This is a genomic window from Enterobacter sp. 302C9, assembly GCF_034106085.1.
Taxonomy (GTDB): Bacteria; Pseudomonadota; Gammaproteobacteria; order Enterobacterales; family Enterobacteriaceae; genus Enterobacter; species Enterobacter asburiae_B.
Window position 1 is genome coordinate 97,793 of the sequence record NZ_JAWNBW010000005.1, and the last position, 14,146, is coordinate 111,938.

General features: G+C 53.4%; 16 protein-coding genes. 3 read left to right on the forward strand and 13 right to left on the reverse strand.

The annotated features are described in order from the left end of the window. Nucleotides 1–51: 51 nt before the first annotated feature. From UR289_RS11980 to UR289_RS12025, 10 genes are all read right to left on the reverse strand, one after another. Complete coding sequence (locus UR289_RS11980) at nucleotides 52–567, reverse strand: GNAT family N-acetyltransferase (RefSeq protein ID WP_320710229.1); 516 nt, start codon at nucleotides 565–567, stop codon at nucleotides 52–54. Continuing rightward, nucleotides 567–2,858, reverse strand: coding sequence for a phosphatidylglycerol--membrane-oligosaccharide glycerophosphotransferase (gene opgB / locus UR289_RS11985; protein ID WP_320710230.1), 2,292 nt, complete (start codon nucleotides 2,856–2,858; stop codon nucleotides 567–569). Before opgB ends, UR289_RS11980 begins: the two co-directional genes overlap by 1 nt. A 270-nt stretch (nucleotides 2,859–3,128) precedes the next feature. Next, nucleotides 3,129–3,611: a DUF2501 domain-containing protein gene (locus tag UR289_RS11990; protein ID WP_072196596.1), complete on the reverse strand. Its 483-nt coding sequence runs from the start codon at nucleotides 3,609–3,611 to the stop codon at nucleotides 3,129–3,131. Nucleotides 3,612–3,693: 82 nt separating this feature from the next. Beyond that, nucleotides 3,694–4,431 carry a DNA replication protein DnaC gene (gene dnaC, locus UR289_RS11995; RefSeq protein WP_023310297.1) on the reverse strand — a complete coding sequence of 246 codons (738 nt, stop codon included), beginning with the start codon at nucleotides 4,429–4,431 and terminating at the stop codon, nucleotides 3,694–3,696. After that, nucleotides 4,428–4,973 (reverse strand): primosomal protein DnaT, encoded by a 546-nt coding sequence (dnaT, locus tag UR289_RS12000; RefSeq protein WP_029742210.1) that lies wholly within the window; start codon nucleotides 4,971–4,973, stop codon nucleotides 4,428–4,430. The genes dnaC and dnaT overlap by 4 nt, the downstream gene beginning before the upstream one ends. Nucleotides 4,974–5,121: 148 nt before the next feature. Continuing rightward, nucleotides 5,122–5,550, reverse strand: a complete 429-nt coding sequence (locus UR289_RS12005; RefSeq protein ID WP_023310299.1) for an organic hydroperoxide resistance protein — start codon at nucleotides 5,548–5,550, stop codon at nucleotides 5,122–5,124. Between the two features lie 83 nt (nucleotides 5,551–5,633). Then, the gene (locus UR289_RS12010) at nucleotides 5,634–6,086 is read right to left on the reverse strand and encodes a MarR family winged helix-turn-helix transcriptional regulator (RefSeq protein WP_033146484.1); all 453 of its coding nucleotides are present in this window, start codon (nucleotides 6,084–6,086) and stop codon (nucleotides 5,634–5,636) included. 41 nt (nucleotides 6,087–6,127) lie between these two features. Next, entirely contained in the window at nucleotides 6,128–6,769 is a 642-nt protein-coding gene (locus UR289_RS12015; RefSeq protein WP_023310301.1) for a TetR family transcriptional regulator, read from the reverse strand. 67 nt (nucleotides 6,770–6,836) lie between these two features. Then, nucleotides 6,837–7,310 (reverse strand): threonine/serine exporter, encoded by a 474-nt coding sequence (locus tag UR289_RS12020; RefSeq protein WP_023310302.1) that lies wholly within the window; start codon nucleotides 7,308–7,310, stop codon nucleotides 6,837–6,839. Then, nucleotides 7,301–8,077 (reverse strand): threonine/serine ThrE exporter family protein, encoded by a 777-nt coding sequence (locus UR289_RS12025; protein WP_023310303.1) that lies wholly within the window; start codon nucleotides 8,075–8,077, stop codon nucleotides 7,301–7,303. The genes UR289_RS12020 and UR289_RS12025 overlap by 10 nt, the downstream gene beginning before the upstream one ends. A gap of 409 nt (nucleotides 8,078–8,486) precedes the next feature. On the opposite strand from UR289_RS12025, the gene UR289_RS12030 reads away from it, so the two are divergent. After that, entirely contained in the window at nucleotides 8,487–9,224 is a 738-nt protein-coding gene (locus UR289_RS12030; protein WP_039260920.1) for a helix-turn-helix transcriptional regulator, read from the forward strand. Next, nucleotides 9,221–9,856: a DNA-binding transcriptional activator BglJ gene (bglJ, locus tag UR289_RS12035; protein ID WP_320710371.1), complete on the forward strand. Its 636-nt coding sequence runs from the start codon at nucleotides 9,221–9,223 to the stop codon at nucleotides 9,854–9,856. Before UR289_RS12030 ends, bglJ begins: the two co-directional genes overlap by 4 nt. A gap of 38 nt (nucleotides 9,857–9,894) precedes the next feature. Here bglJ and UR289_RS12040 read toward each other — a convergent pair whose 3' ends face one another. Further along, a complete protein-coding gene (locus UR289_RS12040; protein ID WP_008502085.1) occupies nucleotides 9,895–10,353 on the reverse strand; it encodes a YbaK/EbsC family protein in 459 nt (152 codons plus the stop codon). Between the two features lie 328 nt (nucleotides 10,354–10,681). Here UR289_RS12040 and UR289_RS12045 point away from each other — a divergent pair, with 328 nt between their 5' ends. Further along, nucleotides 10,682–12,028 (forward strand): PTS sugar transporter subunit IIC, encoded by a 1,347-nt coding sequence (locus tag UR289_RS12045; RefSeq protein ID WP_023310306.1) that lies wholly within the window; start codon nucleotides 10,682–10,684, stop codon nucleotides 12,026–12,028. Between the two features lie 95 nt (nucleotides 12,029–12,123). Here the strand turns inward: UR289_RS12045 and fhuF are convergent, their stop codons facing one another. Together fhuF and UR289_RS12055 are read right to left on the reverse strand one after the other, a co-directional pair. Further along, nucleotides 12,124–12,912 carry a siderophore-iron reductase FhuF gene (fhuF, locus tag UR289_RS12050; protein WP_033144570.1) on the reverse strand — a complete coding sequence of 263 codons (789 nt, stop codon included), beginning with the start codon at nucleotides 12,910–12,912 and terminating at the stop codon, nucleotides 12,124–12,126. A 95-nt stretch (nucleotides 12,913–13,007) separates the two neighbouring features. Next, entirely contained in the window at nucleotides 13,008–14,072 is a 1,065-nt protein-coding gene (locus UR289_RS12055) for a GGDEF domain-containing protein (protein ID WP_320710231.1), read from the reverse strand. Between the last annotated feature and the right edge of the window lie 74 nt (nucleotides 14,073–14,146).

Here is a 14,146-nt window from a genome sequence, read left to right on the forward strand (position 1 = left end):
GCCTACGGAAGGTTGTTGCAGGCCCGGTAAGCGAAGCGCCACCGGGCGATATCAAAGCGGCAGACGCATGGCACAGCGGGAGTTATACGCTAAGCCGTGCGCTGCTTCTTCTTCACGTTTTTCACGCAGTTCAGGCGTGAGTTCAGCTACGTATTCAAACCCCAGCTTTGCATAGAACGGCGCGTTCCACGGTACGTCCCTGAACGTCGTCAGCGTCAGCGACGCCAGCCCCAGCGTGCGGGCATGGCCTGCCACGCAGGCGATGAGCTGCCTGCCGATCCCTTTTCCCTGCCAGTCCAGATCAACCGAGAGTTCGACAATAAACAGTGATGAAGGATGGGCCTCGGCGAGGATAAACCCGACGGGCTGGCCGTTCGCCAGCGCCAGCCAGCTTAGCCCACGTTCGGCATACTCAAGGTGCTGCTCAGCGGAAATGACCTCACCGTCGGCAAGCCAGGCGAGATCCGGGTCTTCACGAAAGCGCTCGCCCGCCGCGCGTTCAATGGCGGGAAGGGAGGCAACGTCGCCGGGACGCGTGGGGCGGACGGTGATGTTAACGTCGACCATTAGCCTGCGCGACTCACAATTTTAATTTCGACCATGCCAATGCCGAGCTCTCGCGGTGAATGGCCGAGAATATTCCCTTCATTGGTGGACTGCGGTTCCGGCGGCACGATCACCAGGGTATTGCTGCGGGATGGGTTCTCAAAATGCAGCGTGTGCGTGCTCACGTCGTTCCCGAGCGTCAGCATCTGCTCCTGGCTGCCCACGCGAACCGGTACGGGCTTGTTAGCGTTGGGGCCATACGCTCTGGCGGTGATCACCAGGTCGAATTGTTCCGGCAGGGGATGGGCGTACTCAATTTTCACCTCATTACCCAGCTGCGCGTTGGACCAGCGCCCCCAGGTCTCCGGACGCGAGATGCCGCTAAACTGCTTCACTTCCTCGGGCGCGCCGGCCACGTTAAAGATAAAGCTGTCCGCTTTGTAGCGAATATCGTTATCGCTGATTTTCAGCATGTCGACGTTACGCTGATAGCGCGCGGTATCAATCACCGTATCGTTGAACGCGGTTTTGCCTTTCCACTGGGCTTTATCCACGTGCTGTACGGTTTGCTCTCCGCCGAGCTGACCCTGAGAGACGCACCAGTCGGTAGAAAGCGCCAGCGGCTGCGACCAGAGCTGGCCCATCTTGTAACATCTGTCGACCCAGACGAAATTATCGCGTGGGGCAAAATCGGCCAGCTGATAGCGCAGCGGCGCGGAATATTCACTTTCCGGCAGCGGCTCGACGCGCCCCGCCGACACGCGCACCAGCAGCGGCAGACGGAAGCTGCTGCCCGAGAAGGCAATCGTGTTTTTATCCCGATCGACGGTGAAGTCCTTCATCTCTTTCGGGAAGTTCCACAGGCGGATGATGTCTGGCTTCCAGGCGAGGATTTTATCCTTCATGTTGAGGAACACTTCCGACAGGGATTGCCCCGACAGCGTGCTGCGGCCCAGGCCAATAAAGTTGTCGCCGCCCAGAATGTCCAGCACGGTTGCGCCGTTATCCATGGAGTTGCGTTTGGTGGCGATGACCTCCTGCTGCGGCTGGTCGCCGCGCAGGACGAAGAACAGGTTGCTGCGATCCTGCTTGTTGAGCCGATCCCAGGCGCTGTTTTTCATCGCCAGATGGTCAGACGAAACGACGATGACCGTGTTTTTAAACCAGGGCGAGGCTTTGATTTTCTCGACCAGCGCGGCAATGTGCTCCTGACTGCAGGTCACGGCGCTGAAAGACGTGTTGTTTTTGCCGTCCACGTCATAGCTTTTGCGTTTGCAGCTGCGTGAGACGAACCCGTCCGGATGGTGGGTGTCCACCGTCAGCGCAAAGAGGGAGAAACGCTTGCCCGCGCGGGAAAGCTCCTCGAATTTCTTCCAGGTTTCGTCAAGTACCGTATCGTCATAGAAGCCCCAGTCGTTACGGTAGCTCGGATCGGCAACCGTCGTTTTTAACTCTTCTGAGCCATACAGGTGGTCAAAACCGTGGGATTTCAGGAACACGTCTTTTCCGGCAAAGCGCAGGTTTGCCCCCTGCACGAAATAGTTTTCGTAGCCGGAGTTTTTCAGAATATCGCCGAGGCAAATATTCTGGGGGAAGAACGTCGACATCGAGGCTGAGGCGTTACCTTCAAAAGGCGCGAACAGCGGGATACCGCACTGGGAGGCAACCATTCCGGCAATCGTATAATCCGTGCCGGGAAGCTGCATGGTGTGGCTGAAATCGAGCCCTTCATTTTTCAGCGCGCCCAGGTCCGGCGTCAGGTTCGGGAAAGCATCGTTATCAAAGTACGTGCGCTCCAGGCTTTCGCCGTAGATGTAGACCAGGTTGAGCTTCGGGTTGGCGATCGTTTTGGACGGTTCTTTGTAGTCAGCCGCGAAATCCGGATCGCCGTCGCGCGACTGGGATTTCACCAGCTCGGTGATCTGATGGAACGCCGGGCTGGCGTCGACGGAGGCCAGCGCCAGGAATAACGCCAGCAGGCTGTAGCCATGATGGTGCGGAAGATGGCGACGTCGACGCAGCACCCAGGCCAGCGCGCCAAAAATCGTCACCAGCGCGACGATAAGGCCGAGCCCCGGAAGAATGTATTTGCCCACGCCCGCGCCCGTCAGGCTGTTCGTCAGCGTGTAGAGCACCGCATCGTTAATACCGTCACCGGTAAAGTAGTCGCTGGCGTATAAGGTAATGTTTAAAATAATAAAAATGCCGAGTACCACCAGCGTGGCGATAAACCACCAGGTGTGACGGCCGGCTTTCCAGGCGTAAACGCCGACAGAAGCCAGAAAAAGGATAAGAGACATGAATTCTGACAACAGCATATCCTCATGACGCCAGGTGCTTCGCTGGCTAACTGTTTATTTTTTGGGTCATACAATGTAATTGCGATGTCGTTAAGCTGCAATTTTAGTGTCACGAAAGTGTGCTGTTGTTAGGATTTGGTTTAGAAAATCGTTTTTATGAAGAAGGTCGCATCCTGACAAACGGACGCTGAGACGGTGGCAGGTGGGAAAAACGTTCGTTTAGCGCCGCGTTGCAAGACTATCGCATTAAACGCGGCGTGTTGTGGCAGAAAAAGGGGTGGATCAGGAGATGAAATTAACGCCTTGTTTCAGCACCAGATCGCAGGCTTTGGTTTTCACCTGTTTTGCCAGAGAAGAGTTGCCGAGGGTGCTCAGGTTAAGCTGCTGCCCGTTTTGCGCGTTAAGCAGGCCCTGAATGCCGTCCATATAGTTGGTGTCCGCTTTTTGCTCCTGGGTATCCAGACCCAGTTTACCCAGCACCTGGTTTTTCACGTTTTTCGCGTCGGTCACTGAGGCCAGCTTTTGCTTCGCGCAATATTCCAGAATCCCCGCCGCGTTGTTCATCGTGCCTGCGCTAAGGCTCTGAGAGCTGTTGCCCAGCAGGCTGGTGAGGGAAGAGGCGGAGAGTCCACCCTGAGAGCTGCTGCTCTCTTTGGTCAGCTCATTTGCCGCGCTTGACAGGGACTCCTGCCAGGACGCCGCTTGCGCTGCGCCGGTCACCAGCAGCGCGCCTAAAAAGGTGCTGATTAAAATCTGTTTTTTCATCATGGCTCTCTCAAAAGGTCCGTTTTGGGCCGAAGGGGTTCCAGTATATACCTGTGCCCTGGCAGCGATTCCTGGAACTGTCTTAATACTCTTTGCCGGTAACGCGGCTGCGGTAACTTTCCCAGTCGAAGATGACATAAAGACTATTACCCAGCTTCATGCGGTCCATGACGCGTTCACCCAGTAAGCGGGTCATCTCGTCGATATTGTGGTTCGTCAGCATGCCGGTGGGGCGTTTGGACGAGGAGCGGCGGTCGACAATCTGGTTGATGATCACTTTTTCATAGCGGGATTCTGTCTGAACGCCAATCTCGTCGATGACCAGTAAATCGACATTGCTCAGATCGTTGAGCAATTGCTCTTCGCTGGTTTCGCGGTTGCTGAAGGTGTCTTTCATCGCGGACATGATATCGGCCACGGTGATGATAAGAACCGATTTACCCCGCAGAAGCAGCTCGTTGCAGATGGCGGCTGCAAGGTGGTTTTTTCCGGTACCCGGCTTGCCGCTAAAGATGAAGCTGGCGATATTGCCGTCGAATTCATCCACGTACTGACGGGCGGCGGCAAGGGCGTTCATTTGTCCGCTGGTCTCGATTTTATAGTTATCGAACGAGCAGTTCTGGTGCAGGGGACGGATACCGGAACGGTTAAAGGTGCGCTGCATTTTCATCGCCCGGTTTTCCCGGGCGAGCGCGGCGGCGCGGATCTCACCTTGCTCTTTTTGCCACGCCAGCAGCTCTTCACCCGTGGTGAAAGCGGGCTTCACGTTGGCAGGCATCATTTTTTGCAGACGTTTCATCAGGTCGCCGACGTTCTTCATTTCGCACCTCGGAATCCGCTGGGGATCTGTTTATCCGGTTCTGAAAACGCGTTGATATCGCGTTTGGGCTGGCCGTTGTTGCCGGCGCGGGTAATTTGAAGATGACGCGCGAGCTTTTGCTGCCACTGAATGTGGGTGAAGACTTTCCCTTCCGCCTGCCACCAGGCGGTAAACGCGGCGAGCTCTTCGGCGGTGGCCGGTTGGGTTAACGCGATGCCCCACAGCGCCGCCTGCCGCTGAAAATCTGCATCCGGCTGCCAGCCCGCGTACAGGGCAAATTTTCCCATCGGAACGGTCACGGGAACGTTGACCGGCTCATCAAAGAACTGGTTGTCCAGCGTGATATCGCTCGCCGGGCGTGACAGTTGCGCTTCAATCTCCAGAAGCTGTGCCAGGCGTTCCGGCGTGATTGCGTAGAACGCCGGCGCGTTGTCGGCAAAAACCGCAACCGTGCCGCCTTCGGCATGGGTCAACACACCGCGTGGGTCGCGCATAAAGGCATCAATGCCAGCAATGCTGGTGGTCAGAATTCTGGAGGACATAACGCTTACTCTACTGATTACTACGGGCGTGATATGGGCTTATGGTAGCACAGAGAGAGGAAAGGGAAGGAGGGGATTTCCCCGGTGGCGCTGCGCTTACCGGGGCTACGGTCGTAGACCTGAAAAGCGCAGCGCCATCAGGTATTTATCACGCGATGATGTTCAGGGTCACGTCGATGTTGCCGCGGGTCGCGTTAGAGTACGGGCAAACAATGTGCGCCGCATCGACCAGCTTTTTGGCTTCCGCGGGATCCATACCCTCAACGTGGATGTTCAGTTTTGCCTCGATACCAAAACCGGTAGGCAGCGGTCCAATACCCACTTCGCCTTCAATAAAGGCATCTTTTGGCAGGGTGAATTTGTCGCGTGCGGCCACGAACTTCATCGCGCCCAGGAAGCAGGCAGAGTAGCCCGCAGCAAACAGCTGCTCAGGGTTCGTTACTTCTCCGCCCATGCCGCCCATCTCTTTTGGCACGCCCAGTTTTACGTCCAGTACGCCATCGGAAGAGGTCGCGCGGCCGTCACGGCCACCGGTTGCTTTTGCTTTGGCGGTATAAACAACTTTTTCTAAAGACATGGCAGGTTCCTCATCTTGCTTAAATATGTGCTATTAAATAGCGTGCGATATATATGGGTGATAATCACGCGTAAAGTATAGCTTTACGCGCGGTGTAGCTGTTGTCGCAAAAGTTCGAGCTGCTGTTTGAGCGCCAGCAAAGTGTCGGTATCACACTGCGCTGCGCAACCCACCGCATGGGGAATACCCAATGCCTGCTGCTGAAGTTCACGTCCCGCTTCACTCAGGGTGACGGCGACCTGACGTTCGTCTTTGCGCGAACGGTGACGGTTGATTAACCCACCGCTTTCCAGCCGTTTTAACAGCGGCGTCAGGGTTGCAGAGTCCAGAAACAGGCGTTCGCCGATGTCCGACACCGTGACGTCATCCTGCTCCCACAGCACCAGCATCACCAGATATTGCGGGTAAGTCAGGTTCAGCGGTGCCAGCAGTTGCCGGTACAGCTTATTAAGCGCCAGATTTGCCGAATAGAGTGCAAAGCAGAGCTGGTTATCCAGCTTGAGCGCAGCGGTTGCGTCGTTCGTTTTCGCGTTCATGAGATGAATATAGGTAGTGTGCGATTTAATTGCAAGCAATTTTATGGGCAGGTGTAGCGGAGCGCCACCTGAACGGCCATTTTGCGGTAGTGCTGGCGCTGAGCCTGTTCGTCCGCCCCGTCTTCAAACAGGAGCGTGAAGGTATAGCTGTTGGCAACGTAGTGAAAGCTGAAGCTGCTTATCAGGCGGTGAAGATCGCGGGCGTCAACCGTCTGGCTGAAGAGCTGTTTTTCTTTGCCCCGGTGCAGGATGCCCTCCAGCAGGTCGAGCGCGCTACGGTTAACCTGGCGAAGATAGCTCGACTGCTGCATAAAGCGGCCGCGCTGCATGTTTTCCATGCAGATAATCCGGATGTAGTCCGGGTGGTCGGCATGATAGTCAAAGGTGGCTTCAACCAGATTGACCAGCGCTTCGACGGGGGGCATTCCTGCCAGGCTTAGCGCTTTTTCACTGGCGCGAATCTGGGTGTAAACATGTTCCAGAACCAGAAGATAGAGATTCTCTTTATTCTTAAAATGATAAACCACCATGCGTTTGGTGGTACCCGCTTTCTCCGCGATCTGCTCCATGCGGGCACCGTTCAATCCATACTCGGCAAAAAGCGCGATGGCGCTCTGAAAAATTTTCTCTTTCAGGCTGGATTCTTCGCTGTGCTCGGGGTGTTCGCTGCCAGGGTTAGCCACATCCTTTCCTTATTTTCACCAAACGGACCAGAAGGATTATCTCCATGGCAGCGAAATAACACAAATATCAAACGCGTGGGCGTTTGCGGTACAGCCACAGCCCGGGGATCGACAGCCCGATGGAGAGCGCGCCGACGATGGACGAGGCCTTAAGAAAGTTGCTCAGGAGGAGGATCATCTGAGGCTCGGTGTAGCCAAAATGGCTGATTTTCACCGCGGAAATCATCGCTGTATACGCAGATATGCCTGGGAACATTGGGATCACGGCGGCGACGGTGAATACCTTGGGATGCGCCAGATACCAGCGCGACCACTGGATGCCGATACTGCCAACCAGCATGGAGGCCATAAATGTCGACCATTCGATGTTAAATCCTGCGGTCATCATCACCATTCGCGAGCCATGACCAATCGCGCCCAGCAGCGCACACCATCGCAGAGCGCGTTGCGGAACGTTAAACACCATCGCAAAGCCGACGGCAGGAATGGCGGCCAGAAGCATGTCCTGTGCCAGCGCCAGCAGAAAATCTATCACGCCCATCCGCGTAACCCCCAGAGTGTCATGGCCATCACAACGCCGATGCAGGTCGCCAGCGTCAGCAGGCTGGCAATAGCCCAGCGTGCCAGACCGGTATTGATGTGCCCTTTAAACATGTCGGCGACGGCGTTAATCAACGGAAAGCCCGGAACCAGCAGAAGCACGCTGGCGGCCATGGCAATCGTCGGGGTAGTGGCAAACTGCGGCAGGCGCAGCAGCAGGCCGGAAACCGTGGTGGCGACAAACGCGGTAATGCAGAAGTTAATTTGCGGATGCAGCTGCCGGTGCGTCAGCAGCTGGCGAACATACATGGCGATACTGCTGGCGAAAAAGGTGACGATCGCGCCGTCCCAGCCGCCTTTGTTGAGCTTACAAAAGCAGGCGCAAGACAGCCCTACCATCACCACGACAAGCCAGCGCGGATAACGCAATGGCTTAATTTGGCTGAACCGTTTTTCAATCTCCCGAAGATCGAGAAGCTTATGTTCAGCAAGGATGACGATGTGCTGCACTTCGGTCACGACATGCATGTTAATGCCGCGATCATGGTTTTTGCGGGTGGAGGTCAGGCACTGGCCGTCTTTGATCGTGGTCAGCACGATGGCGTTAGATGAAATAGCGCTTTCAACGCTATCCATACCCAGCGCCAGTCCCAGCCGGGTGGAAAGCTCCTCAACCAGCGCGCTTTCCGCGCCGTGCTGGAGCAGAAAAAGACCGCACTGAATACATAGCCGCGTGATAGCACGCTGCGTTGACCGATCTGCCTGCATGTATTGTCCTGAAGAAGGTGGAAAGTTGCCGGTTGGCCCATAGCGATTACTTTTAGCACAAAGTGCAGTGCCTCTTGCTGTGGGCCAGATCAAGGTTTATGCAAACAGTTGCAGCCCCTAAGTGCGGGAGGGGTTGGGATTAATTCATCATTCTGGTGAATTATAATTATTGAAAGATAAGTTATATATATTTAGTTATTCTAATTTTATATTGTAGTTATTTTAATGACACTGCAATTAAATTTAATTTCGCTTTGTGAGATATTACTGCTGTTTAGGTATTTCTTAAACTAAGAATACATCTCATCTTCTGCTTGTATTAACCTGCTTTACACTCAGGGACGAAAATACTCATACGTTGATGCATTTTAACGTTACTCATCACATGAAGAATGGACATGGAGGGTCTATGTTGTCTTTGCACGGTAAGCATAGCGTTATCATTAGCCGGATACCGGTCATGCAAAACGGGTTGGGGGGCGTAATGACTCGCCATTTTCCCGATTTTGAATTGACCTATTGCAGCTCATTGCAGGAGTTAACACTGCTCCAGCTACGCCGCGCTGACGTCATCATTGCCGATATTACTGGCGAATACTGGAATCCTCGGGGCGCGCTCGAAGAGTATTTCAATTTATTGAATCAATACCGGAACATTCACTGGATCTTTTTAGTTTCGCGGCCGCTTAACCCTATTGCCGTTGAGCTACTTGTGCGCCCGGAAAGTACGTTGCTTTCTGATATGGAACCCATTGAAGGCCTGGTTAACGCTATTCGGGCAGGTAGCGAACGCGCAGAGCGGGTAAGCCAGACGTTGTTAGCCCCTGAACCTCAAAGTACGGAGGACGAAGACGAAAACGTTATTGCCCTTACGCACTCCGAACGCAAAGTTTTGCGACTGTTAGGTAAAGGATGGGGGATTAACCAAATCGCCACATTGCTCAAGAAGAGCAATAAAACCGTCAGTGCACAGAAAAACAGTGCGATGCGACGGCTGTCATTACGCAGTAATGCCGATATGTACGCCTGGATAAACAGTACACAGGGAATGCGAGAGCTGAGTTTGATGTCAGCCTATGGAGAGTTCGAGGAATGGAAAAAACCGATTCAACAAGACATATCGCCATCGTCGAAAATTGCACGATGAGTGCTGTTGGGCTGCAGCATCTTTTTGCGATGCCCGGCCTGAATCATTATCAACTGCATCTGTTTAGTGAATTTGACAGCTTTCAGAAAGCACTTGAGCACGTCAATTTTTTCTCGCTGATCTATTCATATTCCGATGCACGAGACGACCGTCGTAGCTGCCTGGCGCACCTGCGGGATTTTGCCTTTACGCATGGCCACATCCAGCGCATTATCCTGGTCGCTGATGAGATGGAAGCAAGATTGATTAGCCATCTTTCCCCGTCACGCCTTCACGGTGTGGTCAGTAAATCGCTGAAGCTTGAGCTCCTGCAGAAGGAACTCATGGTGTTGCTGAGCGAAACCCTGCGCATCAATGACAATATGATGAATCACTGGTACCAGAGTCAAAGCAGAATGTTAAGCCCAACGGAACGGGCAATATTGCGTTATATGTCTTGCGGCTATTCCATTCCTCAAATCGCGGCACAGCTTGAACGCAATATTAAGACCATCCGGGCGCATAAGTTTAATGCGATGGTCAAGCTGGGGGTGAACTCTGACGTAGGGCTGCTCGATGCGGCGGATATTATTACCCACCTTTCGGCAAGAGAACCGCGAAGTTCGATACTCAGCAAGCCGACTTTTTTATAACCTGTCTGTTGCGCGCCAGACAGGCTCTGGCGCATCAATCAGATGCAAACATCAACCCATTTTGCGGAAGTCAGCTCTGCCATTCTGTCAGGTGAAATACGCACGGCACTGTGAATTGCGCCTGCTGCGGGCAGAACTTCGGCGTACTGCTTTAATGAGATATCGCAGTAAACCGCGAGCGGGTTTTCAAGGCCGAACGGGCACACGCCGCCAACGGGGTGACCTGTGATGGTCACCACTTCATCACTGCTGAGCATGCGCGCTTTTGCACCAAACGTATCTTTCAGCTTTTTGTTATCCAGGCGCGCATCGCCTTTCGCCACCACCAATATCACCTCATTTTTCACCTTTAATGACAAGGTCTTGGCGATTTGCCCCGGTTCAACACGATGGGCGGCAGCAGCCAACGCAACGGTAGCGGTACTCTGACTAAGTTCAATGACGTCTATATCCGGCGCGTTGTCGGCAAAAAACTGCTGTACAGACTGCAAACTCATTGTTTCCTCCTGACAAATATCCTGCGTAATCTGTCATAAGAATTTATGCTCTGTAAATATCTCTTCAGTAACAAATATCCCGAACGGCTGATTTCTGGATCCTCTTCACAATCACGGAAACCGGTTACAGTAACCGGTTGCAGAGCGTGATGCATCGATTAATACTGAGTACGTAACGTCCCCTGTATCCAATAATAAGAGCAAATTATGAAACCATTCCGTCTGAGCAGTACCACTGGTACACAAGCCAGCAAGGTTGTGAAGGTGATTTATGGAACAACGTGCGGCGCAAATGCGCCCGTAACAAACGTCTGACAGGAGATCTGCCATGTCTGCCAACCATGCTGCGTTTAACCTGATATTCCGTTTTGTTGAAAATTACGTCAGCCCGATTGCCGGGCGGATCTCTTCCCAGCGTCATGTCATGGCTATCCGTGATGGGTTTATCTCTGCGATGCCATTTATGATTGTGGGCTCGTTTCTGTTAGTGTTCGCATACCCGCCGTTTTCGCCGGATACCACCTGGGGTTTCGCCCGAGCCTGGCTGGATATGGCGAAGCAGTTTGAAGGCCAGATCCTGACGCCGTTTGATATGACGATGGGCATTATGTCCATTTATATCTGTGCGGCCATCGCCTATAACCTTGGCAAACACTATGTCAAATCACACCAGTTAGACCCGTTTATGTGCGCCATGCTGTCGCTGATGGCGTTTCTGCTGGTCGCGGCACCGAAAACCAAAGGCACGCTGCCTGTCGATAGCCTGGGTGGGACGGGCATTTTTACCGCGATTCTGGTGGCGATCTACTGCGTTGAGATGATGCGTTTCCTCAAGGCCCATAACATCGGTATTCGCCTGCCGGACCAGGTTCCTCCGATGATCAAAAACTCTTTTGATCTGCTCATCCCGGTGCTGGTAGTGGTGTTGACGCTTTATCCTCTGAGCCTGCTCATTCAGTCTCAGTTCGGCATGCTGATCCCGCAGGCCATTATGTCGGTCTTTAAACCTCTGGTTTCCGCAGCGGATTCCCTGCCTGCGATCCTGCTGGCCGTGTTGATTGGTCATCTGCTGTGGTTCGCCGGTATCCACGGCGCCGCCATCGTCTCCGGGATGCTGCAGATGTTCTGGCTGACTAACCTGGGTGCGAACCAGACCGCGCTGGCCGCCAGTCAGCCTCTGCCGCATATTTTTATGGAGGCGTTCTGGACGTTCTTTATCGTGATTGGCGGGTCGGGCGCCACGATGGGGCTGGTGATTTGCTATCTGCGTAGCCGTTCAGCGCATTTACGCTCTATCGGACGTTTGAGCGTGGTACCCAGCTTCTTCAACATCAATGAACCCGTTATCTTCGGTACGCCAATCGTGATGAACCCGGTGTTCTTTATTCCGTTCCTGCTGGCACCGATGGTAAATGCCGTGCTGGCCTGGGCGGCGATGACGTTTGACCTGATTGGCCGCGTCATCTCAGTGGTTCCCTGGACGGCACCGGCGCCAATAGGCGCAGCGTGGGCTCTGGGCTGGGATTTCCGCGCGGCTATTCTGGTTGTGGTCCTGGCCTGCGTATCGGCAATCATCTACTTCCCGTTCTTCAAAGTGTACGAGAAACAGCTGCTGGAGCAGGAAGCGGAAGAAGCACAGCGTAACGCGGAAGAGGACAATCAGCAGGTGGCTTAGGTTAAAGCAAAACGGCAACTCAGGTTGCCGTTTTTAGTGTTTGTTCCCTCTCCCTGTGGGAGAGGGGCAGGGTGAGGGCATCAGGCCGTGGCCGATTATTTCAGCGTGCAATCCCCGCACTGCTTAACGTCCGGCAGGCGATAGCGCTGGCAGCAGGTGCGGCGAACCAGAAGCCCATCACGGAGCACGACGGTACGGAATAACGGGTTGTCACGGCCATCGGAAAGCTGTTTTGCAAAGAAACAGGACTGACGCAGGGCATCAACGTTCTCATCACCAAGCAGAGGCTTCATTTCCGTTAAATACCAGTGGATTAAATAGCCCGTATTGCTCCAGATAAGCTTCGCGTTAATTTCTCCCGTCGCTTCAAGCGCGTCCACGACCGGGATCAGGGCCTGGGTGATAAGCTGCTCCATGCGTTCCTGAGCCGTCAGGCGTTCCGCGTTCTGATCTTCGTGCAGATCAATCCAGAAACAGGCTGCGCGCCCGGTTTCGTGAAACTCGACGTGGAAATTATCCGGCGAGAGTTCCAGCATGCTCTTCTGGGTTAACAGCGCCAGCATGAGGGGAGGCACCATCAACCCGATATACCACTGCGCCCAAAGAGAGAGCAGTGGTTTATTTTCCCGCGTAAGAGTGGGCTGATTGCGATAGATATGGTCGGAATAGGTGGCCAACAGCGACTGCAGTTTTGTCGGTTGACGCCACTCTGAGAGCGTCATGGCGTGGTTCGGGTGCGCTTCATCAAGGCGGATAAAATCCAGCAGGTGGGCGCGCGTCTCCGCAATCTTATCCCGTATGGCATCCGCAAGCGAAGCATTCCCGCTGGTGAGGGGCGCTCGCCAGAGGAGGGGCTCGACGATGTGTGCGGTATGCGTAGCCATAGTATAGATAGAAATCTAAATGATAATGATTGCCAATCCTAACTATTGCTCATATCAATGGCAAGACTTTTGTCTTTAAGACACCGCCGTGATGTTTATGCCGTCTGCAGCTCTTCACTTAACAGAATGTTATTGCGCCCCATATGCTTTGCTTCGTAGAGGGCTTTGTCCGCTTTTTCCAGCGCGCCTTCCACGTCTTCATCCTCGAAAATAGCAATACCAATGCTGATGGTGACGTTTGTCGCGACACTCTCGTTAAACAGATGCGGAATTTTCAAATCGTAGACTTTCTGACGGATCCGCTCGGCCGTCTGGCGAGCATGTTCGAGTGAAATATTGGTCAGCAGCACCATGAACTCTTCTCCGCCAAAACGCGCCACAATATCGCGAGAACGCACGGCGTCGCGGATTGCCGCAGAGACGCGCTTCAGCGCCTGGTCGCCCATCATATGGCCATAATGGTCGTTATAGGCTTTGAAGTGATCGATATCCATCAGCAGGACAAAGTGCTCGCCATTTTCTACCGTCGGCAGGTTCTCCAGACGGCTTTGCAGACCGCGACGATTATAGAGCCCGGTAAGCGGGTCCATCATGCTGAGATCGGTAAGGGTTTCTCGCTCTTCCAACAGGCGCGAGAGCAATTCCTGAGCGAAACGGTCGTTACGCGTTTGCAAAATGTTATGAATAGCAATTGCCACCACAGGAAGTGCGAAAGAATAGGTCATTCTCAGCCATATATCGTGATCGCTTAGCCACAGGCAGACAATAAAGGTGGGCAATGAGTGCAGCGTAAATGCTTTGATATTACTCGCGAATGCCAGCGTTCCGATAAAAAGTACCGTTAATAGAGCGATTAACAAATACGTCTCGTGGTCGTGGGTAATTAAGGCGAATTTAGACTCAATTTGCCAGGCCCACAAAATACCGAAGATACCTGAAACAACGGGAATATTTATCTTCCGCGCGCGCTTTCTCCAGTGCCAGACGAACAGGCCGGTGCTGATGGAGAAAATAGCAATAAGTGGGGCAGATAACAGGCGTACAGAATTGAGCGGATTTGTTACCGAGAACACTGCCGAGGTTGCGTTCAGAAATAAAAATAAACGTAACGACAATTGATATTTTCTGTGAACCAAAGACCGCCAGGATTGTGATGTCATAGTCGTGCGTTTTTATTAAAATTTAATTAAAACAAATAAGTAGGTGCCGTTTCGCAATAAAACATGCAAAAAAC

Coding starts and splice junctions, on each gene's coding strand:
- UR289_RS11990 (WP_072196596.1), bottom strand. CDS start 3,611: ATGAAAAAACAGATTTTAATCAGCACCTTTTTAGGCGCGCTGCTGGTG.
- UR289_RS12010 (WP_033146484.1), bottom strand. CDS start 6,086: ATGAACGCGAAAACGAACGACGCAACCGCTGCGCTCAAGCTGGATAAC.
- UR289_RS12045 (WP_023310306.1), top strand. CDS start 10,682: ATGTCTGCCAACCATGCTGCGTTTAACCTGATATTCCGTTTTGTTGAA.
- UR289_RS12030 (WP_039260920.1), top strand. CDS start 8,487: ATGTTGTCTTTGCACGGTAAGCATAGCGTTATCATTAGCCGGATACCG.
- UR289_RS12025 (WP_023310303.1), bottom strand. CDS start 8,077: ATGCAGGCAGATCGGTCAACGCAGCGTGCTATCACGCGGCTATGTATT.
- bglJ (WP_320710371.1), top strand. CDS start 9,221: ATGAGTGCTGTTGGGCTGCAGCATCTTTTTGCGATGCCCGGCCTGAAT.
- UR289_RS12055 (WP_320710231.1), bottom strand. CDS start 14,072: ATGACATCACAATCCTGGCGGTCTTTGGTTCACAGAAAATATCAATTG.
- dnaT (WP_029742210.1), bottom strand. CDS start 4,973: ATGTCCTCCAGAATTCTGACCACCAGCATTGCTGGCATTGATGCCTTT.
- UR289_RS12005 (WP_023310299.1), bottom strand. CDS start 5,550: ATGTCTTTAGAAAAAGTTGTTTATACCGCCAAAGCAAAAGCAACCGGT.
- UR289_RS12040 (WP_008502085.1), bottom strand. CDS start 10,353: ATGAGTTTGCAGTCTGTACAGCAGTTTTTTGCCGACAACGCGCCGGAT.
- fhuF (WP_033144570.1), bottom strand. CDS start 12,912: ATGGCTACGCATACCGCACACATCGTCGAGCCCCTCCTCTGGCGAGCG.
- dnaC (WP_023310297.1), bottom strand. CDS start 4,431: ATGAAGAACGTCGGCGACCTGATGAAACGTCTGCAAAAAATGATGCCT.
- UR289_RS11980 (WP_320710229.1), bottom strand. CDS start 567: ATGGTCGACGTTAACATCACCGTCCGCCCCACGCGTCCCGGCGACGTT.
- UR289_RS12020 (WP_023310302.1), bottom strand. CDS start 7,310: ATGGGCGTGATAGATTTTCTGCTGGCGCTGGCACAGGACATGCTTCTG.